This is a genomic window from uncultured Kordia sp., assembly GCF_947496985.1.
In the GTDB taxonomy this organism is placed as follows: domain Bacteria; phylum Bacteroidota; class Bacteroidia; order Flavobacteriales; family Flavobacteriaceae; genus Kordia.
In genome coordinates this window covers 101,158-124,584 of record NZ_CANMEZ010000004.1, presented here as the reverse complement: position 1 = coordinate 124,584, position 23,427 = coordinate 101,158, and the positions used below count along the sequence as shown (strand labels likewise).

The following is a 23,427-nucleotide window of genomic DNA, read 5'->3' as shown; positions in this document are numbered from 1 at the left end:
TGAATTCAATATAAAAAAAAGGAAAGTGTAGCTACAATTTCCTTCTTTTCTTTTCTTGCTTTAACAAGCTTAATTCTCTTGATGTTTGACCCGCAACAGAAGTGTTTTCTTCTGCTCTTCTAATTAAATATGGCATAACATCTCTAACAGGACCAAATGGTAGGTATTTAGCAACATTATACCCTTCAGCCGCTAAATTAAAACTAATATGATCACTCATTCCATATAATTGACCAAACCAAACACGTGAATCGTTATTTTCAACTTGCTTGGTTTTCATAATTTCTGCCACTTTATACGAACTTTCTTCATTGTGCGTTCCCGCAAAAATTGCCATACAATCTAAATGATCTAACATATAAGACACACCAGCATCAAAGTTTTCATCTGTTGCTTGTTTGGATATACATATGGGGGATTTATATCCTAGTTCTTCTGCTCTTGTATTTTCTTTTTCCATATACGCGCCACGCACTAATTTCATCCCTATATGAAATCCCTGCGCTTTTGCATCAATATGTAATTGCTTTAAATATTCTAAACGATCCCAACGGTACATTTGCAATGTATTGTACACAATCGGTTTCTCTTTATTATATTTTCGCATCATATCCGCAACTACATCGTCGGCTGCATCTTGCATCCAACTTTCTTCTCCATCAATTAATAAAGCGACATCCATTTCATGTGCTTTTTTACAAACCACATCAAAACGCTCAACAACTCTTTTCCATTCTTCCTCTTCGTCTGGAGTTAACCCTTTCCCTTCTCCGACTTTTTGGTATAATGAAATTCGTCCGAACCCTGTTGGTTTAAAAACGGCAAATGGAATCGCTTGTTTTTCTTTTACAAAGTTTAAAATTTTTAAGATTTTTTCTAGTGTTGCATCAAACTGCGCTTCCTCTTCTTTTCCTTCAACAGAGTAATCGAGTACACTAGACACACCTTTTTCAAACATTTTATCTACTACAGGAATACATTCTTCTTCTGTAGTTCCTCCACAAAAATGATCAAAAACAGTAGCTCTGATAAGACTTTCTACTGGCAAATGTGCTTTAATTGCAAAATTTGTAACCGCAGTTCCGATACGAACAAGTGGCTGATTTGCGATAAGTTTGAATAAAAAATAAGCTCTTTCGAGTTGAGAATCTGTTTTTAGTGCAAAAGCATTCTCTGTATTATTGAAAATTTGGTCCATTTATAATTGATTACTATCACAAATATAGTTATTGAATTATTATTTTTTTGTTTAAAAAAGGCTTTATTTTGTCACCATCTAAAGTTTTTTATAGTTTATGAATTCCATTCAGGCAGCGAATTATTTCGTTCATTTCAATTCAAATTGTTACACGAAACTCCACGAACACTTACAAGATAGCAATTATTCTAAGATTTTCATCTTGGTTGATGTACATACGCATGAATATTGCTTACCAAATTTCTTAGCTGTTTTAGCTACAGAAACTCCTATAGAGGTGATTCAAATTGAAGCAGGAGAAATTCATAAGAACATTGAAACTTGCACAGGTGTTTGGAATGTTCTTTCCGAACTAAATGCTGATCGAAAAAGTTTAATGATTAATGTTGGTGGTGGCGTTGTTACAGATCTTGGAGGATTTGTAGCTTCTACTTTTAAACGTGGAATTTCATATATAAACGTACCAACCTCTTTATTAGCAATGGTTGACGCTTCTGTTGGAGGTAAAACAGGTGTTGATTTAGGAACACTTAAAAATCAAATAGGTGTGATTAACATCCCTGAAATGGTTTTGATTGACACAGCCTTTTTAAATACACTTCCTGCCAATCAAATGCGTAGTGGTTTAGCTGAAATGTTGAAACATGGCTTGATTTACGATGAAGCATATTGGCAAAAAATGATCAATCTTTCAAACTTTACTATTGAAGATTTAGATATTTTAATTTATGAATCTGTTCAAATTAAGAATAAGGTCGTAACAGAAGATCCAACCGAAAAAGGGCTTCGTAAAATTTTAAATTTTGGACACACACTTGGGCACGCTATTGAATCGTATTTGTTAACACACGATGCAAAAGAAGCGCTTTTACACGGTGAAGCTATTGCTATCGGAATGATTTTAGCTTGTTATATTTCAAATAAACAAGAGCAATTTCCAATAGAGAAATTAACTAATATTAAAAAGGTAATTTTAGATATGTACGGAAAAGTTCATTTTGATGATTCTGATTACGAGTCTATTATAGACCTCATGAAGTATGACAAAAAGAATTCACACGGAAATATCAATTTTGTATTATTAAACGATATAGGAACACCCGTTTTAGATAGAATTGTACCAAACGCTACAATTATTGACGCTTTTAACTTTTATAACTCTTAACCTTAAAAAGACGTTAAGATGATATTTATTTTTTCTTTTCAAAAAAAATAGTTGTACTTTTAGTATAATCTAATTAGTAAAAGATTCCCACTATTTACCTATGACCGTAGTATTAATTTTAAACAATTATTCCTATGAGAAAAGCAATCATAGACTATAAAAAAGTGACACCTGAAATTCTTCAACTTTTACAAGAACGCTATCCTGGCGGCTATAGAGATCGTGATATTGTTATATTTGACGATCACCATAACAACACTATTGAAGCCGTTGAAGTAAAAACAACAGATACCATTTATTTAGTAAAAGTTAGTAGCAAATTACACTACACAATGGCTAACATTTCTACCGAATCTAATGATTTAGAAGAAATCGTTCCTGATAATGTTGAAGATTTTTCAGAAGAGTGAGTTTTATTACAAATAACGCTCTTTAATAACGTTCATGTGATGATGCTCATGTCCCGTAACTACGTGTGCAATAGCCCTAACAGACATATCGTTTCCACTTGCAACTCCTACTCTTGCTAACATTTCGTCCGAGAAACCTTGAAACAACGAAATGGTAGCCTGACGAATTGCATTGTATTCTCGCAGCATTTCCATACTATTACGCTCATTTGCTCCAGAAAAAGGAACATAATCATCTTGTTCAAATCCTGGTAATTCCGTTTTGTCATTTCGCGCAAAGCGTAACGCTCTATTACAAAAAATACGTTCTGTATCCATAATATGCTGCAACACTTCTTTTATCGTCCATTTTCCTTCAGCATAAGCACTTTGCAACTTTTCCTCTGTCAAAGAAGTCATTAAATCATTGACTTCTATTAAACCTTTCTCTAAAGATTCTAATACGTTTTGCCCTTCTAAATATTGAATGTATTGTGCGTAATATGGATTGTATTCAGATGTTTCTGGAAATAATATCATGACTATTTAAGATTTACGACTGTAGTTTTTATTTTTTGAATGCTAAAAATACTATTATTTCAGCATCTTGAAAAATTATTAATGACAGATTAGTCGTAAGATATTTAGTTTTTAAACAAGTGAATCCAAATTGTTCTGGAAATACGCATGTTAAAAAACGACAATCCAATCATTGTAGCTGCAATTAGCAAGAAAATTTGAAAATTATCGTCAAATTTAAATATGTACGCGAGAATCATGTACAAACCAACAGCCTGACCAACCGTTAGCATATAACTAACATACATAGCTCCGTAGAAGTATCCCGGTTCTTTTTCAAATTTATATCCGCAAACTGCACAGTTTTCATGCATTTTGGGCATTCGCATTTTATACAGCAATCCGTTTTTTTCAAAAATTTTCCCTTTACTACAGCTAGGACAAGTTCCTCGACAGATATTCCCTATTGCATTTCCCATGTTTTCTATATTTTATACAAAGTTAAAAATCAAGCAATTGAAATAAAGTTTGTATTTTCGCTTTTTATAGCACAAAAAAGACATTTAACAGCAACATGCAATTACTTCCTGTTTATAACATTTCACAATTTAAAGATGAAGATTCAAGCAAACACTTGTATTGTAATCTATTTCAAGAACATTTACGCACACATCCATTTATTGAAAAACCACATAGACATGATTTTCATTTGTTAGTTGTATTCACAAAAGGCAACGGAACACATGTTGTTGATTTCAACACATTTGAAATTAAACCCGGAAGTGTGTTTGTCTTACAACCAGGGCAAATGCATCATTGGAATTTATCTGAAGATATTGACGGATATATTTTATTTCATTCAAAAGAATTTTATAATGTACATTTCAGACATAAACAAGTAAATGATTATCCGTTTTATTTCTCAACTTACAACACACCTGAATTACATTTACATAAAACACAAGTTGAACACATTTCTACATTTTTTGAATTGATATTAAAAGAATTTCATTCAAAAGAACTCTTTCGAGAACACACAATTTTGAGTTTACTTGAAGTTATATACATTGAACTATCACGTCACTATGTAACATCTACCAAATTACAAATCAAGCGATATCACACTGTTTTACAAAACTTTGAAGTATTACTTGAACAGTTTTATAAACATGAAAAAAAACCTTCGTTTTACGCTTCTAAATTAAACATCACATTGAAACATTTGAATCGTATTTGCAAAGAAACTTTACAGAAAACAGCAACAATTGTGATTACAGATAGAATTATTTTAGAAGCAAAACGACTATTATTATCCCCTGAATTATCTATAAACGAAATCGCAAATCGTCTTGGATTTGAAGATTACTCCTATTTTTCACGATTGTTTAAACAAAAAACGAATCAGACGCCTTCAGAATTTAGGAAGCTAGACCATTAGATACGTTATATTTTGAATTGTTAAAGATTATTTTTCATCACCAATTTACGAATGTTTTAGTGGTTTCCTTTTGTCATTCCCGCACAGGTACAGGCAGGAATGACAAGTATAATAATCAAAAGCATAAGCGCAGCTAAATTAAGCCGAATTACGACTCGCATTAATGTTCCCGAATAGCGAACGTGTAACCATTTTTTCAAAGGTTTTCAATTCTTCTTCGTTAGCATTTGGATCTTTTTGTAATTCTTGAATTTTACGTAATGCATATTGCTGAATCGTTAATAATGGTAATACTATTTTTTCACGCGCATGAATCGATGCTTTTCCAGCTTTCTGATTCTCCATTAATTCTTGATAACCAGTTAATTTTAACAGCATGCGTTTTGTACGCTCATATTCTTCAAAAATAATAGTCCAAAATCCACCAAATTCCTCGTTTTCTTTCATATACGCAGTTAACTTAAAGAAAGACTTCGTTAAGCTCATCATACTATTTTCAAGCAATGTTCTGAAAAAAGCTGAGTTTTTGTATAGATTTACAACCTGATCAAATTCTCCGTTTTTCTCCATATGCTCTAACGCGGTTCCAACTCCGTAAAAACCTGGAACATTTTGTTTCAACTGACTCCAACTTCCCACAAAAGGAATGGCACGTAAGTCTGAGAAGTTGAACTCTTTAGATTTCGAACGCTTTGACGGACGACTTCCAATATTCGTTTTTGCATAGTATTTTAACGTACTCATTCGCTCTAAATATGGCAAAAACATTGGATGTTTTTTAAACGCTACATACGTATCATAACTTACCGTTGCTAACTTTTCCATCGTTTCTTTACTTTCCTGAGAAAATTCTGCTTTAGCACTTGAAAATATTTCATTTGAGATTCCTGAACTCAACAATTGCTCTAAGTTATATTGACACGATTCCAAGGTTCCAAAATTAGAACTAATCGTTTGCCCTTGTACGGTAAGCTGAATTTCTTCGTCTTCTACTGTATTCCCTAAAGAAGCATAGAATTGATGAGTTTTTCCTCCTCCACGTGCTGGCGGTCCTCCTCTACCATCAAAGAATATGACTTTGATTCCGTATTCACGAGAAATTGCTGTAAGTTCTTCTTTTGCTTTAAAAATACTCCAGTTTGCCATTAAATAACCACCATCTTTAGTCCCATCAGAGAAACCTAACATAATGTACTGTTTCATTCCTCTACGCTTTAAATGCGCTGCATATGCTTCATTTTCATATAAAGTTCGCATGACAGCTTGTGCTGCTTGCAAATCTGGAACCGTTTCAAACAATGGAGATACATCAACAGCAGGTTGTTGCCAATTACACAGACGCAACATTGTAAATGCTTCCATCACATGAACTGCCGATTGATTATTACTTATGATATAACGATTTGCGCCGCGTTCACCATTACGTTCTTGAATAGTTTTCATTGCGTAAATTGACGAAACTGTAGAATGTGTAATTTCCTCATTAAAGTATTCGGGCTGAATAACTTCCGATATATTTGTAAGCATTTCTACTTTTTCTTCAGGAGTTGCTTTTGCATATTCTTCTAAAAACAAAGAATTTCCTTTCGATTTCATCACATCTACAATGTTTTCAAAGACACCAGCGTGTACTCTTGAATCTTGACGAATGTCTAACATTGCAAAATGATAACCAAATAGCTTTACTTTATTGATTAAATCTTCTATTTCTGCTGAAAACAACGATTGGTGCTTCTCTACTATAACTGCTTTTATAGCTTTTAATTCTTCTTCAAACGCTGTTAGCGACAACATTCCTTCTTCTTTTCTCAAGTATACATTATCATACAGCATACGCTCTAAACGCGCTAAACGTTTTTCCACACCATCAAATGTAAGTCTACGTTTTAGTTTACGAATATCTCTATAATAGTTTAGCAAAATAGTACTACGTAAACGCTCCGCAACTTTTAGCGTAATTTCAGTAGTTACAAACGGATTTCCATCTCTATCGCCACCTGGCCAAAAACCTAAGTCAATTACTTGATTATCGATTTCTTCGTCTTTAAATATATTTTGTTGAATGTAATTGTATATTTTACTTGCCGAATGGTAAAAAACGTTCTCTAAATACCAAATTAGACTAACTGCTTCATCATACGGTGTTGGTTTCTCTTTTTTGAAAAATGGTGTTTTCCCTAGTTGTGCTAATAATTTTTTAATCGCTAATAAATCATCTTTCTCTATAGCTTCCGCTAGATCAGTAATAATTCCTAACACTTGCCCAGGATAAAACTGTGTTGGATGCGCCGTTAACACAGGTCTGATTTTAAAGCGTTTTAGATACGTTTTTAACGCTTCTAACTTATGCTTCTCCTCTGCTTCCTCTTTGATGTTTCGTAAAGTTCCACGTCCATCCATGTTGTTTACAATCGCAAATGAAGCATCTTCCACTGCATCAAACAAAACCACCTGTCGTTCAATATATTGAATAAAACGAAATAGCAAATCAATCTTTTCCGCTTCTGTTTTATCTTTTTCAACATAACGTTCAAAAAACTTTTTTACAATTTCAGACGGATTTTTATCTAAAGCATATCCTTTTTCACAAATCTCACTAAATAAAGGCAATAAAACACCTGTATTTGAGATTCCATCAAAGGGCAATGTCATAAAAATGCTATTGTAGATTTGATATTTTGCAGAGACATTTTCTTTGAAACGTTCTAATTTTGGCTTGCGAGACATGAATTTTGTGTTTTACTGGTGATTTTTAATAAATAAAAGAAATATTTCTAAGAACTTGATTTTCATCAATATTGAGCTTTACTAATAAAAAAACCCTCACACGAAAAATGCAAGGGTTTATGCTATAATTTTCGTTTCTCTTTATAAATCATTAAAGATTGAATGCATCAAACGGTTTTTATCGTTAATACTTTCCTCTAATGAAATCATCGTTTCAGTACGTGAAACTCCTTCAATATCATCAATCATAAAGATGATATCTTTGGCGTGTTTCGTGTTTTTTGCACGTACTTTACAGAAAATATTAAATTTCCCTGTTGTAATGTGCGCAACTGTAATGTATGGTATTTCGTGAATTCTGTTTAACACAAATTTTGTTTGCGATGTTTTCTCTAAGAAAATACCAACATATGCGATAAACGAGTATCCTAGTTTTTGGTAGTCTAATGTTAATGAAGAACCTTTAATGATTCCTGCTTCTTCTAATTTCTTTACACGAACGTGAACCGTTCCTGCCGAGATTAAAAGTTTTTTTGCGATGTCCGTAAATGGAATTCTAGTATTCTCAATCAGCATGTCCAATATCTGATGATCTACTTCATCTAACCTAAATTTTGCCATGATTATCTTATATTATTTTTTAAAGATAATGCAAAAAAAACAAAAAAATTCGAATAATAATGCATAAAACACTAGAAGATATGTTAACTAATTGTCAATTTTATTGAATATTCTTAAATATTCGTTAACCTCACTTTCCAACGAAAACGATTGAAATATAGTACTCTGAGTGTTTGTGTTCTGAAAATCAATGATTTTGTGTCCGAATGATTTTTTTAACATTTTTTTATCTTCAATATATGGTTCAAAGTCAATTTCACCATTTTTCAACACTTCTTTATACGTTACACCGACATCAAAAGTTTCGTTTTGATCGGTTTTTAGGTTTTTTAGAATGATATCATAATACTGCTTACCATTTTCAGGAATGTCAAAATACGCTGCTGTAGCGCTTCCTTCTATTTTGTTTAATGAAATGTACTGAATAGCTTCTATTATTGCATAAAAGATCAATTCACGTGTCTTTTCACGTTTATAATCGTTAGGGAAGTGCCCTGCTTCAAACAAAACTGTTGGTGTTCCGAATGATTGAAATGTATCACCTACACAATTAATATTAAAACCATCATCATAACGCCCAACATGATTTGGAATTCGATTTTGCAGCATTTCATTCATTTTAACGATGATTTCCATGCTTTTTTCACGGTTTGGAGTAATAGAACGTTCTTTATCTTCAGAAGGTGTTAAAAATGACAGTATTGATGATTTATCGGTGCTTCCTATACTATACATTGTTCGTTGCCCATGAAGATTAAAGCAATAATCAGGTTGAAACTCATCATATATTCTTCTTAAAACCACACTTTCTGGTTGTGAACGCGTTTGCGCATCACGATTTAAGTCAACTCCATTTGCATTTACACGTGTATACGCTGCCGATCCATCAGGATTTAACATTGGAATGATACAAAGTGTACAATTATTCAGAATTGCCTCTGTACCATTTGAAGATTCATTTAAGTAGTTTAATACATCAAAAACTGCTTTCGTAGTTGTTGATTCGTTTCCATGCATTTGTGACCACATCAATATTTTTTTCTTTCCAGTTCCGATCGTTAATGAATGAATAGGACGTTTTAAAACAGAAACTCCTATTTGTTTTAGATTGACTTTTTTGGGCTGTATATCCAATAGGGAAGTAATATGATCAAGAGTAATATATCGACCTTGTAAAGTTGATTCAATATAGGTTTGATGCCAATTAGTTTTGTGATGTTGCTGCATAGTTATTGTGAATTACAAGTTACAAATGTAAACACTATTTATTTTACAATTGTAAACATAAGATTGTAACAACTCTGTTTATTCTTGTAAACACAATTCATGTCTATAACATACGTATTTCTATTCTAAATGACTATATTAAACACAAGTACTCATGTTAAAATACAATTATTTTGCTTTCAGACACTTAAGCTAATTTACTTAAAGTAATATTTAACCGTTAATATTGAATTAACATTGTTTATTTGCTTAAACAACATAAACTATTTACTTTTGTAAACATACTAACACATCAATTCTTGTTTACAATGATAAACACTACTGATTTTTCTAAAAGATTGAAAAAAGTCATTGATTATTATGGGCTTTCTGCCTCTGCTTTTTCTGAAAAGTTAGGTGTACAGCGCTCTAGTATTTCACATATTTTATCAGGAAGAAATAAGCCAAGTTTGGAATTTGTAATGAAGATTTTGAATGCTTTTCCTGAAGTAGAATTGTATTGGTTGTTGAATGGAAAAGGAAGTTTTCCAAAAGTCACTTCAGAAAAAATTGAGTCAACTCCTCCTCCAATTTCGATACCAAAAATTGAAAAGCAAGTTGCACAACAATCATTGCCTTTGACAGAAAATGTAGTTTCAAAAATTTCATCTAATGAAAAAACAATTGACAAGATTGTTATTTTTTATACCGACGGAACTTTTGACGCATATCAAAAATAATTGTATTCTTTTTTTGCCAACTTAAATTTTTAGTTTCTTTGTAGTGATATTCATTTTAAAACTACAATCGGTGAAAAACTTCTTTTTTGTCACTTGCCTTGCCCTACTTTTGAGTTCTTGCTATTCTGTAGAACGAAACTGCAAAGATTTCCAAATAGGAACTTTTGAATTTACGTATGAAATTAATGGAGAAACTAAAACAGGGAAATCTGTCCGAACAGATTCGTTGAGCATTGATTATTATGATAGTAAAATTGATACATTTACAATTCGTTGGGTAAATGAGTGTGAGTTTGTTGGAAGAAAGTTACATCCTATTGATTTTGTAGACAGCAAACCAATTCAAATGAAAATTATTTCTACAAAGGATAATACTTATTTATTAGAATATTCATTGTTGGAAGATCCAAAGACTAAAAAACGCGGTACCGTTACAAAAATTAAATAGATTTATATTTTGCTATTGCCTATGGTACAGATTGAAGAAATAACAACCACTCCAACATTTTCTAGTCAATTAGAAAATAAAGTGTTATACTCTCATCATACTAGTGATATTGCAGTATCCTATAAATCTACTTATACTTTAAAATATGTCATTGAAGGTGTAAAACAGTATCATTATAATAATCAAGCTATTGAAGTTTCTAAAAATCAATATTTAATTTTAAACAATAATAGTACTATTACTACGGAAGCCAAAAGTGGCGTAAAAGGCTTATCCTTCTTCTTATCACAAAGTTTGATTGATGAAATTTATAATTATCATGCTGATGATGCTTCACAGTTAGAGTTTTTAGAAGTGATTCATAAAAAATCAACTAGTGAAGTAAGTTCTTTACTCCATAAGGCTGCAAACCTTTATAGGTTTGATAAAGTTAATTTTGAGCAATTAATGGAAAGTTTGTTTATTCAAATTTCAGAAATCGTTGTAAAAGAACAGGTTGATATCGATACTAAATTTACTGCCCTCAAAATAGTTAAACACAACACAAAGAAGCAATTATTTAAATTAATTACTGCTGCAGAAGAATATTTAAATGACCATATGAGTGAGAATATTTCACTCGATAAAATTAGCAGCGACATTGGAATAAGCAAATATTACTTACACCGCTTGTTTACAGAGCTTCACGGATATACTCCGCTTTACTACCTAACTTCTATTCGTTTGGGAAAAGCAAAACATAAACTTCAATATTCCAACGATTCTATTTTAGAAATTGCTATCGCTTGTGGTTTTGATAATATATCATATTTTTCAAATGTTTTTAAAAAGCATATTGGTTTTTCTCCAACTCAATTTAGGAGCAAAATATAAAATCCGCAAGATTTTATAAATCCTTCATACGATACAGCATTATTTTTGTTTTTATAAAAACTACTATTGTATGAACGAACTAATAGCACATATTACGGATCTACATTTAGACGAAACTTTTCCTTTTAATGATTGCATAACCGCAAGAAAACGATTTGACATTGTTTTAAAAGCTATTGAACGAAATAATATTACTCAGATTGTTTGCACTGGTGACATTGGAGAAAATGATGGTGTAGCCTATTTTTTCAAAAAACTCAATACTAAGGATTTGACAATCGTTTTGGGGAATCATGATACCTATGCAGAAGTTTCTAAGCTCTATAATTTTAAAGCCAACTCTACGTATTATAGTATTTTAAAAGAATATTATAAGTTCATTTATTTAGATTCTTCTACTGGAATCATTGACAGAGAACAATATTACTGGCTTGAAAAAGAATTGATTTCAACAAAACCCATTATTATTTTTATACATCACCCTATTCTTGGCATAAATCTAAAAGTTGATAAAATTGGAAAACTTACCAATAGAAAAGAACTTATTTCTTTATTGATAAAATCTACCATGGAAGTCACCATTTACTGTGGTCATTATCATATGGAAAGCAAATTAACTTATAAAAATATTACTCAGTTTATAACTCCTGCTATCTCTTATCAAATTCAGAAGAAAACTGATGTTATTGATATTGATACTACTGTTTTTGGTTATAGAATTATTGAGTTGAAAGGTGCTAAACAATTATCAAAAATTCAACTTCTGAGCAATGCAGACTAAAAAACAATCATTATTGGAAAGTCTCTTAAATGTTACGATTGGTTTTTTTATCACTATGATTTCGTTAGAAATTATATTTCCATTGTTAGGAATAGAAAACCATTCAGGGAAAAATATAGTCATAACCTTATACTTAACCATATTGAGTATTTTAAGAAACTATTTTTTGAGAAGATATTTTAATAGAAAAGTCAATAAGTGAATACAAAAATTATAAAAGGAGCTATTTACTTTATTTTAAAACTTCATCTAATGCCATGAAATACTTAGGATAACCCACAAGATTATTATGTTCTCCTCCTTCTATAGTGTAGAGTTTTTTAGCACTACTACCCGACTTCTGATATAACGTTTGTCCGTGCTCATAAGGAACAACTCCATCTTTTGTTCCGTGAATGAAGTATGTTGGAATTGAAATTTGTTGAATATTTTCATCATTCTGAAAAGGATATTTTAACAACCATTTTAGTGGTAAAAACCAAAATCTTTTGCTTCCAATAGCATACACACTTGTAAATGTAGATTCTAATATCAAACGTTTTGCATTAGTTTTTGTTGCTACATGCGTTGCAAATGCACCACCTAACGAACGACCAAATATTGTTATTTGATCTTCTGAAAATTTCGTTTTACAATATTCATAAAACAACATTCCATCTGCTAACATCGTCTCAAAACTCCGTTTTCCTTCGCTTTTTCCATAACCGCGATAATCCATAATTACTACATCATATTGATATCTTTTGGACAATTCTTCAGCCCATTTCCCCCAATATTCTAAGGTTTGTGCATTTCCGTGAAAATAAATTAATACACCTTTGGGATTTTCTTGTTTATAGTGCAATCCATTTAAAACAGCACCATCAGGAGCTTTCAAGAATAGTTCATCAAACGCAAGAGACGATGTAAATGCAAAGTCTTTTGGCAAAGTTTGACTTCTAAAAATAAGTTGTTCTTGAAAATTGAGTAACATAAGTGAGATCACTAAATAAAGTGCAATGATACTAATACCTATAGTTTTTAAACGCTTCATTTACTGTTTTTTTCGTCTAAAGTTTAAACTTGAAGTCTTCGGATCTATTTCTTTGGGTAATTCTGAATGCAATATTTCTTCTAAAAAACGATGATATTGCGGATAGGTGTGCAAATTGTTGTGTCCACCATCAATTACTGGATATAAACGTGTCCATTTTGGATTAATTTTAGACAGTTTTACGCTGGTTTTAAACGGAATTAACTTATCGTTAGTTCCATGAATTATTTTGATTGGACATTTTACATATTCAATCCAACGATATGTTTTTACAGGAAATCTCAGAATTAACGACATCGGCATTATTGGTAAAAAACGTTTTGTAATGTGTTTTACACTGTAATAAGGTGCATCTAATATTAGTAATCGTGGATTATTATTAGAAGCAAGTTTTGTTGCAAATCCTGAACCCAAAGACCTACCATACAAGGTAATATACTTCTCATCAACTTGCTCTTTTAAACGATCGTACACATATTGTAAATCTTTTTTGATTCCTGCTTCTGTGCGTTTTCCTGTACTTTTTCCATATCCACGGTAATCTACCATTAACACATCAAAACCATGTCGTGTAAAATCTACTGCAAATTTCCCCCAACCTTTAATACTTCTTGAGTTTCCTTTCAAATAAAGTACAACTCCTTTTGGGTTTCGGACTTTAAAATGGATTCCGTTTATATTTACACCTGAATCAACTTCAATATTATATTCATCAAAAAGTTGATTCTCATAATCAAACTTGAAATCACTTGGTAGTTTCTCTGCTTTGAAAATGAAACGTTCTTGCAAAAAGTACAATATGATATTCGCGATAATGTAAATAATGACAAAAACTATGATTCCAATTGTCCAATATGACATATATAGTAACGATTTTAAACCTTTAAGATAGTAATTCTTTCTGACTCTATCTCTGTTATGAAAATTCTCACTTATTATTTGATATTTACAGAAGGATTATTCATAAAAAATATTTAAATTTACGTTCCTCCGTCCTAATATCTTTATTATAAGCCCACTAAATTCATTTTACATGTAAAGCATGAAACAAAAAATTATAGTGTTTATTCTTTTAATACTGAATGTATCTTTTTCTTTTTCACAAGGAGAAGCTAACATTTGGTACTTTGGAGAAAATGCTGGCTTAGACTTCAATAGCGGTGTTCCTGTAGCCATTACAGATGGACAAATCAATACTTTAGAAGGTTGTGCTACTATTTCGAACCCTAATGGCGAACTTCTATTTTATACAGATGGAATTACCGTTTGGGATAGAAACCATGATATTATGCCAAATGGAACTGGATTACAAGGAAATCCTTCTAGTTCTCAATCAGGAATTATAGTTCCGTATCCTGGTGATCTTAATAGATATTATGTTTTTTGCGTGGAAGATAACGTTCAAAATGGAGGTCTTTTTTATAGTATTGTCGATTTAACCCTGAATGGTGGCATGGGTGATGTTGTACAAGGACAGAAAAATATAGAACTATTAGAAAGAAGTGGCGAAAAGATTGCTGCTATTAGTGATGATCAAGATGGTTTTTGGGTTATTGCCTATGCTGGAGAAACTGGTGCTGAAAGTACATATGACACATATCATTCATACAGAATAACAACCGCAGGTATTGATACTAACTCCGTTACATCTTCATATCCAAACTGCGCTACGCAGGATGCTAGAGGTTATTTAAAAATCTCGCCAGACTCTCAAAAAGTAGTCAATTGCAATCAAAATTTAAATCATGTTTGCCTTCATGGGTTTGACAATGTTACAGGAATTGTGAGTGAAGAAATTGAAATGCTAACCGTTTTAGACACACCTTATTGTGCTGAATTTTCTGCAAGTTCTGAAAAATTATATGTTTCTTCTGGTGGACAGTTTTCTGGAGATGCATATTTATTTCAGTTTTCATTAAACACTACTGATATTTCTAGCACAAGAACTCAAATTTATTACGAATTTAAACAACGTGCAGCATTACAATTAGCCACCGATGGAAAAATATATTATGCGCGTCCAGATGAGGAATATCTTGGTGTAATTAACAATCCAGAAGCTGATGGAGCCGCTTGTAATTATGTAAATGAAGGTGTTGATTTGGCCGGACATGTTTCTAAACAAGGATTACCACCTTTTATACAATCGTTTTTTAATGTGGGAATTCAAATTTCAGAAACCTGTTTTGGTGATATTACTGAATTTACAACTAACTCCAATGAATCTATAGTTTCAATTTCTTGGGATTTTGGAGATGGAAACACTTCTAATGAAGAAAACCCGTCACATACGTATGCAGCTACTGGTTTTTACACCATATCAGTTACAGTTGAATCTTCTTCGCAATCATTAATGCTTACGCGAGATATTACTATTTATGAAAACCCTATTGAACATACAATTACGGATGTTGTTGTGTGTGATGATCTTTCAAATGATGGAATTGAAACATTAGATTTAAGCACAAAAGATGTTGAAGTTTTAGCTGGGCAACCTACCGGCAATGAATTTGATGTTGCATATTATGCTTCTTTTGAAAATGCACTAGATCAAGAAAATCCAGTGCCAACAACACATACGAGTAGTTCAAATAATGAAGAAATTTTTGCGAGAGTGTTTAATGTTCAGAACCCAAATTGTTTTTACATTACAAGTTTTAGATTTATAATTCATACAGCACCAACTCCCGAAACACTTGATGATTTCAATATTTGTGACAATTTTAATGATAACCAAGAATCAGTAAATCTTACTCAGTTTACAAACCATGTGTTAGGAACGCAAGATAGTACTACATTTAATGTGTATTATTACGAAGAGAGCATACATGCAGAAAATGATACTGACAGATTACCTGCTAGTTACCTACTTCAAAATACTACACAAACTATTTTTGCTAGAAAAGTAAACACTGAAAATACTGAATGTTCTATAATTATCAACTTCAACTTAGTACTTCAAACGCAGTATACGGCAAATCCTGTTGGTGATTTGATTGTGTGTGACGATGTTAGTAATGACAACACAGAAGTATTCAATCTAGGAATCCAAAATGAATTTATTGCAAATGGTCAAACTGGTGATTTTTCTATTAAATACTATACTTCACAGGCAGACGCGGATGCTGATGTGGATGAAATAACAACTAATTTCGCAAATGACGTAAATCCGCAAGAAATTTTTGTTCGTATAGAAAACAATATAAGCCCACATTGCTACGATACTACTTCTTTTTTCATAGAAGTTAAAGAAGTCCCTAATGTAAATACGGATGAAATTATTACATATTTATGTTCGAACGAAAATGTTCTTATTAGTGCTGATTCTGGCTATGATGGATACCTTTGGAGTACTGGAGAAACTACACAAAGTATTATCGTCACAGAAGCTGGATTGTATACTGTAGATGCTATAACGGATTACAACTCTACTCCTGCTATTAGTTGTAGCAATACGCAAACTATTCGTGTTATTGAATCAGATGAAGCTATAATTACTGATGTAGAAATACAAGATTGGACGTATAATTCGAATCAAATTGAAATTATTGTAGAAGGAATTGGCGATTATGAATATTCTATCGATGGTTTTAATTATCATGATAGTCCAATTTTTAATAATTTATTTGCCGGACAACTTACAGTGTATGTTAGAGATAAAAACGGTTGTGGAGTTGTAAGTAAAGAAATTAGCTTGTTGTTCTATCCAAAATTTTTCACACCAAATAATGATGGACATAATGATTTCTGGCAGATCATCTCATCTGAATATGAACTCGATTTACGCATTCATGTTTTTGATCGTTACGGAAAATTACTCACTATTTTAAAACCTGAATCTACAGGCTGGGACGGCACATTTCATGGAAGAAAATTGCCTTCTTCAGATTATTGGTTTATGGTAGAACGACCAAGTAATAATCAAACCTATACGGGACATTTTACACTAAAACGATAATTAGATTATAATAAAAAAAGCGCTAATTGTAATAATTAGTGCTTTTATCTTCTTCTATTTGTTTTTTATCCTGAGATAATAGTTCCTGGCGTATTACATGATAATACAAACGTTGGTGTTCCTATACTTCGTGTAGCATCATTTGTTATACAGCCTGTGTCATCGAATGAAGTACAATCATAACTGCATGCTACAACACTTACTTCACATTCTTGTGTTTGTGCAATTCCTGTAAAAGTTGTTGTATGCTGATCTTCATGGCATTCAAAAGTTCCCGCAGTTCCTCCTATAACACGGCCGAGTTTATTTAGGTTTGAAACTTTATATTTTCGAAATTTAAGTGCTGCTATTTTTCTTTTTTTCATAATAATGTGATTTTTAAACAATTTGTGATGTTACTATAGTTGAGTGTTATTTATGCAATTCATGCCTGTTCCAAATCTATTACACGCTATTACAAATGTTGGTGTTCCCAGACTTCTCGTTGTATCATTTGTCATGCAATCAGTAGGGTTTTCAGATTCACCATGTTGTTGTGTATATGTTTCACAGTTTCCTTCACAGTCTGTAATTAACGTTTCCAAGGCATTTATTGAACCAGTTCCGCCAATAAAATACCTAAGTGCATTCAAGTTCGAAACCTTACATTTTATCAATTTTAGTTTAGAGATATTTCGTTTTTTCATGCTAATACAATTTTAGATATTATTTTTTTAGTCAAAAAAATGTTTGCTAACAAAGTTCACCCGTTGCAAAGGCATTACACAACTCTACAAATGTTGGTGTTTCCATACCTCTAGTTGTATCATTTGTAATACAGCTAGTCATATTCCCCATTGTAGCACAAGTTTCGCAATATGTTAATTGTGTTTCTACACATTCATATGTAGGGTTTTCATCATTAACAGACCCCTTTCCTTTTATACTATTTACAAAGTTTAAATTAGAGATACTGTTCTTTCTCAATGTTAATAAGGATAAATTCTTTTTTTTCATTACAGTACAGTTTAATGTTAATACGGTAAAGGAACTAAAAAAATAAGTGTTTTCAAGGGCTTAGGATTGACAGTTCATAAACTATCAATTAATTTGATCACCTTCTCGAAGTTTTTTAAGGTATTGTGATGGATAGATTCCTGTTTGAGATTTAAAAGCTTTTGAAAACGTTTCCTGACGCTTAAACCCAAAGTCCTCGGCAATAGCTTTTATAGTATATGATCGTAGTTTATGATCATTTTTCAAACGTATTAAGGCTGCATTAATACGCAACTCTGTAATGTACGACTTGAAAGTTTGATTTTTATAATTATTAATTACATTTGAGATATACGAAGTATTTGAATCTAGTTTTTCCGCCACAAAACTCAAACTACAATCTTGTGATAAAAACTCTTCAGCATCTTCAAACTTTTTTAATTTTTTTAGTATTAATTTAGCTTTGCTATCTGTAACTTTTTCTGAAATACTTGCTGTTGAAACTGTTTTTTGTTTTTGTTGTTGTTTTTCTAACTTCTTTACTTTTTCTAAAACATTTTCTACATTTTTTTGAATGCGTTTTACTTTTATTTTATAGAAAATGATACTAATTATAAGTAAAACTACAAGTATTATCGAAATAATATAAAGCCATATTTTACGTGTTTTTTCAGTTTTAATACGTTTATTCTGCTCTATGATTCGATCTTCAAGATCAACTACATCACTGCGTTTATGTATGTTTGAAATTACTTTAATGTCTGTTCGACTTTTTTCATCACGAAGCTCTTTATATTTTTCTAGATGAAATTGTGTTTTTTTGCTATTTCCTATAAAGGTGTAACTCATTGCAAGCATATCATGTAACAAACGTTCATTAGAGTATTTCCTTTTCGATTTAGAAATAATATCATAAGCCTTTTCTAAATACAAAATCGCTTGTTCGTAGTTTTTAACCTTATAATTATTCTTACCAATATAAAAATAAGAGGTACAGAGTTGCGCTTCATCTTTAACACTCAACCCATACTCAATAATTTCTTCTGCAATTGCTATACTTTTTGCATGATTTTCTTTTTCAAATTCAATAATTACTTCATTTAATAAAAACGTGTAGTAATAATTAGTGTATTTTTCTTTGGTAGATATTTTTAAAGCTAACTTATTATAATAGCTTGCTTCTTTTGTAAAATCTCCCAAATCCACTTCCTGCATTCGTAGGTAAGTATCAGGAATGTTCATTAAAATTCCTATCTTATATTGTTCTTTTACTTCTTCTGAAACTTCAATAGTCTCTATTTTTTTTAAGTTTTCTTTATAGATAGTTAATGCATCTTCATAGTCATTATGCATTTTTTTTACATATGCAATATTGTTTGAAGCGTTAATAATTTTTAAAGGACTCTTGGTTGCTATTGCGTTTTCTTTTGCTATTATAAAGGCATCTATTGCTTCTATAGCTTTTCCTTGATCAGACTTTATCAGTCCTTTTAAAATATAACTATTAAAAAAAAGCGATGTTGTATTCTTTGACGGTAAACTGTATTCAATAGATTTTTCTAGCAATTTTAACGCTTTGGAGGTATTTGCCAATGAATAATTACAAAAAGCTAATGAATAATAGGTATTCGAAATTTTTAAATTATCTTTTGAAGCTAAAGCCTTTTCATGTGCAGCTTTTATATATATATGTGCAACTTTTTTATCCTTATAAATAGTACTTCCGAAAAGTTTTGTAAGTTCATCATAGGACTTCGTTGCTAATGAATCTGCCTGAGCAAATACATTAGAAATACTAAATATACATATAAGAGTAATAAAAACTTTGAAAAATGGGGAACAGTGATTCTGTTTGAAATTCAACATGTTTTGATTTTGAAATAAGAGATTTACAATATAAACAATCTTCATACACTTATACGTATGAATTCTCTTAATATTGTTACGCCAATTACAAGATCTGTTGCCTTTACTTTATCAATAAAGCATTGACAGAATAGTAATCCCATCAATACTTTATCTTTTTATCACAAAATAATCAACTGATTAAAACACTCATTAACATCTACGAGTTTCTGTATTATAAAAACCTGTTCTATCTTCCCATGTTTTTAATGTACCATCATTTGTATCACATTTCGTAGGCACAACACTGTAGGTACACACTGCATTACGTGTTTCCATACAAGCATCATTGTAGGTAGGAACTTCTGTTTCTTTAACTGGTTCTGTATACGTATTTCCTCCCATTAGTTTATGAGAAATACACAATGATGATATTTTCTGTTTTTTTAATTTCAATTTCATATGCTTATTATTTTAGAAGCTTAACAAGTTATTGTTGCTGGGTTTACGGTTTTTACATAATTTACACATTCTCTTGGTTCATATGTTTTAATGGTTCCACATGCTGTTCCATACTCAGAATGGCAAGTCATGTGCTCAGAAACACATTCATAGTGACACGTAATTTCACCAGCCGTTAAACAGTTCGTAAGTGTAGTTCCTGGAGCAGATAGCTTGCCTCCAAAAAAATTAGAGATTTGCTTCTTGTTTAACTGTAACCTTTTTAATTTTTTTTTTTTCATAATCAATCATTTTAAAATTTTAATTACCCTAAAGTAACAGCTAAACTCACCATTTATAAAGAATTACAGTTGCGTATTTATAAATTCTCAATCATATTTACTTGTATAAGAATACACTTAGAAGATTTGAAAATGAGTAATTTGTATCTGTTTTCAACATAAAAAAGTATTGATACAAACATACATTTACATCAATACTTTTACTTTTAAATTGAATAATTTAACTGATTAGAATACTAACAATATAGAACTCTTGACCTTCCGTCAGGTTTAGAATTATTATTAATATTCCATGTTTTTAATGTCCCATCATTGGTGTGACAATCTACTGGATTTAATGATATTGTACACTCCATTTGTTCTGTTAAATCGCAAACTTGCATATTTGTTGGTCCTTCACTTGGCGGCACTGTAACTGTCATATGATTAACATCAGTACCTTTTCCTTTTATTCTTTGCATTAGATGGAATGACGCAATTTTTTGTTTTTTAAATTTTAATTTCATCTACTTTAATTATTTATCCTTTAGAAACTCCAACTCCGATAGTTGCTATCGTTACATCACACCCATAAGGTTCAAAAGAAGGCAATGTTCCACATGCAGGTCCATATTCAGAAATACACGTTCTTAATGCTGATCCACAATCAGATTGGCATGTATTTTGAAAAATTGTCGCACATGAATCGCTTAAACCAACTCCCGTACCAACTCCTGTTCCTGTTCCATATTCATTATACGAACCACCATAGAGTTTTGAAACTTGCCCTTTGTTTAACTGTAATTTTTTTAATTTTTGTTTTTTCATGATTACATTGTGTTTAAAATTTTAGTACTGTAAAGTAACAGTTAAACTCAATGTTTATAAAGGGTAAGAATTGCGATTTTATAAATTCTCAATCATCTTTTGTTGTTTGACTCAATTTTTTGAGATATTGAGACGGATAGATTCCAGTTTGTTGTTTAAATGCTCTTGAAAATGTTTCTTGCCGTTTAAATCCAAATTCTTCAGCAATCCCTTTTATAGTATATGAACGTAATTTTGCATCATTTTTTAGTTGAATCAATGCTTTATTAATACGTAATTCATTAAGATATGAGTTAAATGTTTTCCCTTTGTACGTATTAATTACTTTAGATAAATATGTTGTATTCGATTTTAATTGCTCTGCAACATAAATAAGTGTGCAACCTTGCACCATGAACTCTTCATTTTCTTCAAATGCTTTCAACTTGGTTAGAATTTCTAGCGCTTTTTTATCAGGTATTTTTTCTGTAGTTGTGACTATCTTAGTTTTGTTCTGCGTTTTTACTTTTTCTAAATCATTTACTTTTTCTAGTACTTGTGCGACTTTTTCCTTGATTTTTTTAACTTTTCTGCGATAGAAAATAATACTTACAAGTAATATTAAACCTAAACCTGCTGAGATAATGTATAGTATAGATTTCCTTCTTTTTTGATGTGCCAAACGCGTATCTAGCTCATCTACTTGTTCTTTTAGTGTAGGAACATCGTTTTTAGTGTGAATATCGTTGATAATTTTAACATCTTGTTGACTTTGCTCCTTTTCCAGTTTGGTAAATTCTGCAAAATGAAACTTCATTTTATCTAAAGCTTCTGTCTGACCAAAATTATATGTCAATAATTCATGTAATTCTTTTTCATTGGAATATTTACGTTCAGACTTCTTTATAATGTCATACGCTTTTTCCAAAAAACGAATAGATTCCTTGTAATTTTTGAGTTTATGATAGTTTTTTCCTAAATAGAAATACGTTGTACAGGTTAAACTTTCATTATTGTTTTGTATGGCATAATCCGCTACTTCTTTCGTAAATTTTATACTTTCATCATATACTCCATTTTCATATTGAATAATAGCCTTATTCATTACAAATACATAATAAAACACCGTGTTTTTCTTAGTAGAACATCTTTTAAGACCTTTATTATTATAGTATTCAGCTTCTTTCACAAATTGACTTCCACCATTTTCTTTCATACGCAAATACGTATCTGCAAGATTCATTAAAGTGATTAACTCATACCTATCTTTTGCCGCAGCATCAAACGTTACTTTCTCTAAACGCTTTAAATTTTCTTTTAAAATAACTATTGCATCTTCATAATCACGATGTAGTTTTTTAATGAATGCTATATTGATTTCCAACAAAATCAAATCGCGCTCTTTTTCACTGAATGCACTATATTTTTTTGCTTCTAAATAGGCTTCTAACGCTTTTGATTCTTCTCCAATATTGTTATATACATTTCCTTTGAGGCTGTTGCCTCTAAAAAGTAATACCGAATCCTTTAATTGTTTTCCTATACTAAGAACTTCCTGTAATTGTTCTAACGCAAGTGTATTGTTAGATAAATCATTGTTCGATTTTGCAATGAAATATAAAGACTCCGCTATTTCTTTTTGATTGTTTTTCTTAGTCGCCAACTCATGCGCAGCAGTTGCGTAGTGAAATGCACGCTTCGCATCTTTTTTGATAGCAATTATATATAATGTAGCTAATTCTTCATACGTTTTATATGCTAAAGAATCCGTTTGTGCATTACTTACAGAACACGAAAGCCCTAACCATAATATGAATAGTATTTTTAAAAAATATGAATTGGAATAGCGTTGGTAGGCAAGCATATTTTATATTTTGAATAATGTAATGATTGGCAATATAAATAATCTCACTACTATATACGTATGAATTCTCTTTATATTGTTGTTCTTTAACAGAGATTTAGAATATGCCTAAACTTAA

The 23,427-nt window shown here is 31.2% G+C and carries 25 protein-coding genes; 8 read left to right on the top strand and 17 right to left on the bottom strand.

What is annotated here, in order from left to right; translation table 11 throughout:
• Positions 1 to 31: 31 nt before the first annotated feature.
• Positions 32 to 1,198, bottom strand: a complete 1,167-nt coding sequence (locus Q0828_RS11760) for a proline dehydrogenase family protein (RefSeq protein WP_298420827.1) — start codon at positions 1,196 to 1,198, stop codon at positions 32 to 34.
• Between the two features lie 97 nt (positions 1,199 to 1,295).
• On the opposite strand from Q0828_RS11760, the gene aroB reads away from it, so the two are divergent.
• The gene (gene aroB / locus Q0828_RS11755; protein ID WP_298420825.1) at positions 1,296 to 2,363 is read left to right on the top strand and encodes a 3-dehydroquinate synthase; all 1,068 of its coding nucleotides are present in this window, start codon (positions 1,296 to 1,298) and stop codon (positions 2,361 to 2,363) included.
• A gap of 134 nt (positions 2,364 to 2,497) precedes the next feature.
• The gene (locus Q0828_RS11750) at positions 2,498 to 2,773 is read left to right on the top strand and encodes a hypothetical protein (protein WP_298420823.1); all 276 of its coding nucleotides are present in this window, start codon (positions 2,498 to 2,500) and stop codon (positions 2,771 to 2,773) included.
• A 6-nt stretch (positions 2,774 to 2,779) separates the two neighbouring features.
• Here the strand turns inward: Q0828_RS11750 and Q0828_RS11745 are convergent, their stop codons facing one another.
• Both Q0828_RS11745 and Q0828_RS11740 read right to left on the bottom strand, forming a co-directional pair.
• Complete coding sequence (locus Q0828_RS11745) at positions 2,780 to 3,292, bottom strand: DinB family protein (RefSeq protein ID WP_298420821.1); 513 nt, start codon at positions 3,290 to 3,292, stop codon at positions 2,780 to 2,782.
• Positions 3,293 to 3,396: 104 nt separating this feature from the next.
• Positions 3,397 to 3,750, bottom strand: a complete 354-nt coding sequence (locus Q0828_RS11740; protein WP_298420819.1) for a DUF983 domain-containing protein — start codon at positions 3,748 to 3,750, stop codon at positions 3,397 to 3,399.
• A 95-nt stretch (positions 3,751 to 3,845) separates the two neighbouring features.
• On the opposite strand from Q0828_RS11740, the gene Q0828_RS11735 reads away from it, so the two are divergent.
• Positions 3,846 to 4,709: a helix-turn-helix transcriptional regulator gene (locus Q0828_RS11735; protein WP_298420817.1), complete on the top strand. Its 864-nt coding sequence runs from the start codon at positions 3,846 to 3,848 to the stop codon at positions 4,707 to 4,709.
• Positions 4,710 to 4,847: 138 nt separating this feature from the next.
• Here the strand turns inward: Q0828_RS11735 and Q0828_RS11730 are convergent, their stop codons facing one another.
• The 3 genes from Q0828_RS11730 to Q0828_RS11720 form a co-directional block, all read right to left on the bottom strand.
• A complete protein-coding gene (locus Q0828_RS11730) occupies positions 4,848 to 7,436 on the bottom strand; it encodes a phosphoenolpyruvate carboxylase (RefSeq protein ID WP_298420816.1) in 2,589 nt (862 codons plus the stop codon).
• A 141-nt stretch (positions 7,437 to 7,577) separates the two neighbouring features.
• Complete coding sequence (locus Q0828_RS11725) at positions 7,578 to 8,057, bottom strand: winged helix-turn-helix transcriptional regulator (protein WP_007093644.1); 480 nt, start codon at positions 8,055 to 8,057, stop codon at positions 7,578 to 7,580.
• Between the two features lie 87 nt (positions 8,058 to 8,144).
• Positions 8,145 to 9,284 carry a M14 metallopeptidase family protein gene (locus tag Q0828_RS11720; RefSeq protein WP_298420812.1) on the bottom strand — a complete coding sequence of 380 codons (1,140 nt, stop codon included), beginning with the start codon at positions 9,282 to 9,284 and terminating at the stop codon, positions 8,145 to 8,147.
• 308 nt (positions 9,285 to 9,592) lie between these two features.
• Between Q0828_RS11720 and Q0828_RS11715 the strand changes: the two genes are divergently transcribed.
• The 4 genes from Q0828_RS11715 to Q0828_RS11700 all read left to right on the top strand — a co-directional run bounded on the left by Q0828_RS11715 (position 9,593) and on the right by Q0828_RS11700 (position 12,105).
• On the top strand, positions 9,593 to 10,003 hold the full coding sequence (locus Q0828_RS11715; RefSeq protein WP_298420810.1) for a helix-turn-helix transcriptional regulator: 411 nt from the start codon (positions 9,593 to 9,595) through the stop codon (positions 10,001 to 10,003).
• A gap of 70 nt (positions 10,004 to 10,073) precedes the next feature.
• On the top strand, positions 10,074 to 10,451 hold the full coding sequence (locus Q0828_RS11710) for a hypothetical protein (protein WP_298420808.1): 378 nt from the start codon (positions 10,074 to 10,076) through the stop codon (positions 10,449 to 10,451).
• Between the two features lie 21 nt (positions 10,452 to 10,472).
• A complete protein-coding gene (locus Q0828_RS11705; RefSeq protein ID WP_298420806.1) occupies positions 10,473 to 11,324 on the top strand; it encodes an AraC family transcriptional regulator in 852 nt (283 codons plus the stop codon).
• Between the two features lie 70 nt (positions 11,325 to 11,394).
• Positions 11,395 to 12,105: a metallophosphoesterase gene (locus Q0828_RS11700; protein WP_298420804.1), complete on the top strand. Its 711-nt coding sequence runs from the start codon at positions 11,395 to 11,397 to the stop codon at positions 12,103 to 12,105.
• 232 nt (positions 12,106 to 12,337) lie between these two features.
• Here Q0828_RS11700 and Q0828_RS11695 read toward each other — a convergent pair whose 3' ends face one another.
• A complete protein-coding gene (locus tag Q0828_RS11695) occupies positions 12,338 to 13,138 on the bottom strand; it encodes an alpha/beta fold hydrolase (protein WP_298420802.1) in 801 nt (266 codons plus the stop codon).
• Entirely contained in the window at positions 13,139 to 13,999 is an 861-nt protein-coding gene (locus Q0828_RS11690; RefSeq protein WP_298420800.1) for an alpha/beta fold hydrolase, read from the bottom strand.
• A gap of 181 nt (positions 14,000 to 14,180) precedes the next feature.
• On the opposite strand from Q0828_RS11690, the gene Q0828_RS11685 reads away from it, so the two are divergent.
• Positions 14,181 to 17,096: a T9SS type B sorting domain-containing protein gene (locus Q0828_RS11685; protein WP_298420798.1), complete on the top strand. Its 2,916-nt coding sequence runs from the start codon at positions 14,181 to 14,183 to the stop codon at positions 17,094 to 17,096.
• Positions 17,097 to 17,161: 65 nt separating this feature from the next.
• Here the strand turns inward: Q0828_RS11685 and Q0828_RS11680 are convergent, their stop codons facing one another.
• From Q0828_RS11680 to Q0828_RS11640, 9 genes are all read right to left on the bottom strand, one after another.
• On the bottom strand, positions 17,162 to 17,461 hold the full coding sequence (locus Q0828_RS11680; RefSeq protein WP_298420796.1) for a hypothetical protein: 300 nt from the start codon (positions 17,459 to 17,461) through the stop codon (positions 17,162 to 17,164).
• 33 nt (positions 17,462 to 17,494) lie between these two features.
• Positions 17,495 to 17,782, bottom strand: coding sequence for a hypothetical protein (locus tag Q0828_RS11675; RefSeq protein WP_298420794.1), 288 nt, complete (start codon positions 17,780 to 17,782; stop codon positions 17,495 to 17,497).
• 46 nt (positions 17,783 to 17,828) lie between these two features.
• Entirely contained in the window at positions 17,829 to 18,092 is a 264-nt protein-coding gene (locus Q0828_RS11670; RefSeq protein WP_298420792.1) for a hypothetical protein, read from the bottom strand.
• Positions 18,093 to 18,176: 84 nt separating this feature from the next.
• Complete coding sequence (locus Q0828_RS11665) at positions 18,177 to 19,937, bottom strand: AraC family transcriptional regulator (RefSeq protein WP_298420790.1); 1,761 nt, start codon at positions 19,935 to 19,937, stop codon at positions 18,177 to 18,179.
• A gap of 192 nt (positions 19,938 to 20,129) precedes the next feature.
• On the bottom strand, positions 20,130 to 20,378 hold the full coding sequence (locus Q0828_RS11660; protein ID WP_298420788.1) for a hypothetical protein: 249 nt from the start codon (positions 20,376 to 20,378) through the stop codon (positions 20,130 to 20,132).
• Positions 20,379 to 20,398: 20 nt separating this feature from the next.
• A complete protein-coding gene (locus Q0828_RS11655; RefSeq protein ID WP_298420786.1) occupies positions 20,399 to 20,659 on the bottom strand; it encodes a hypothetical protein in 261 nt (86 codons plus the stop codon).
• Positions 20,660 to 20,895: 236 nt separating this feature from the next.
• Complete coding sequence (locus Q0828_RS11650) at positions 20,896 to 21,120, bottom strand: hypothetical protein (protein WP_298420784.1); 225 nt, start codon at positions 21,118 to 21,120, stop codon at positions 20,896 to 20,898.
• 58 nt (positions 21,121 to 21,178) lie between these two features.
• The gene (locus Q0828_RS11645; protein ID WP_298420782.1) at positions 21,179 to 21,466 is read right to left on the bottom strand and encodes a hypothetical protein; all 288 of its coding nucleotides are present in this window, start codon (positions 21,464 to 21,466) and stop codon (positions 21,179 to 21,181) included.
• An 88-nt stretch (positions 21,467 to 21,554) separates the two neighbouring features.
• On the bottom strand, positions 21,555 to 23,309 hold the full coding sequence (locus tag Q0828_RS11640) for an AraC family transcriptional regulator (RefSeq protein ID WP_298420780.1): 1,755 nt from the start codon (positions 23,307 to 23,309) through the stop codon (positions 21,555 to 21,557).
• Between the last annotated feature and the right edge of the window lie 118 nt (positions 23,310 to 23,427).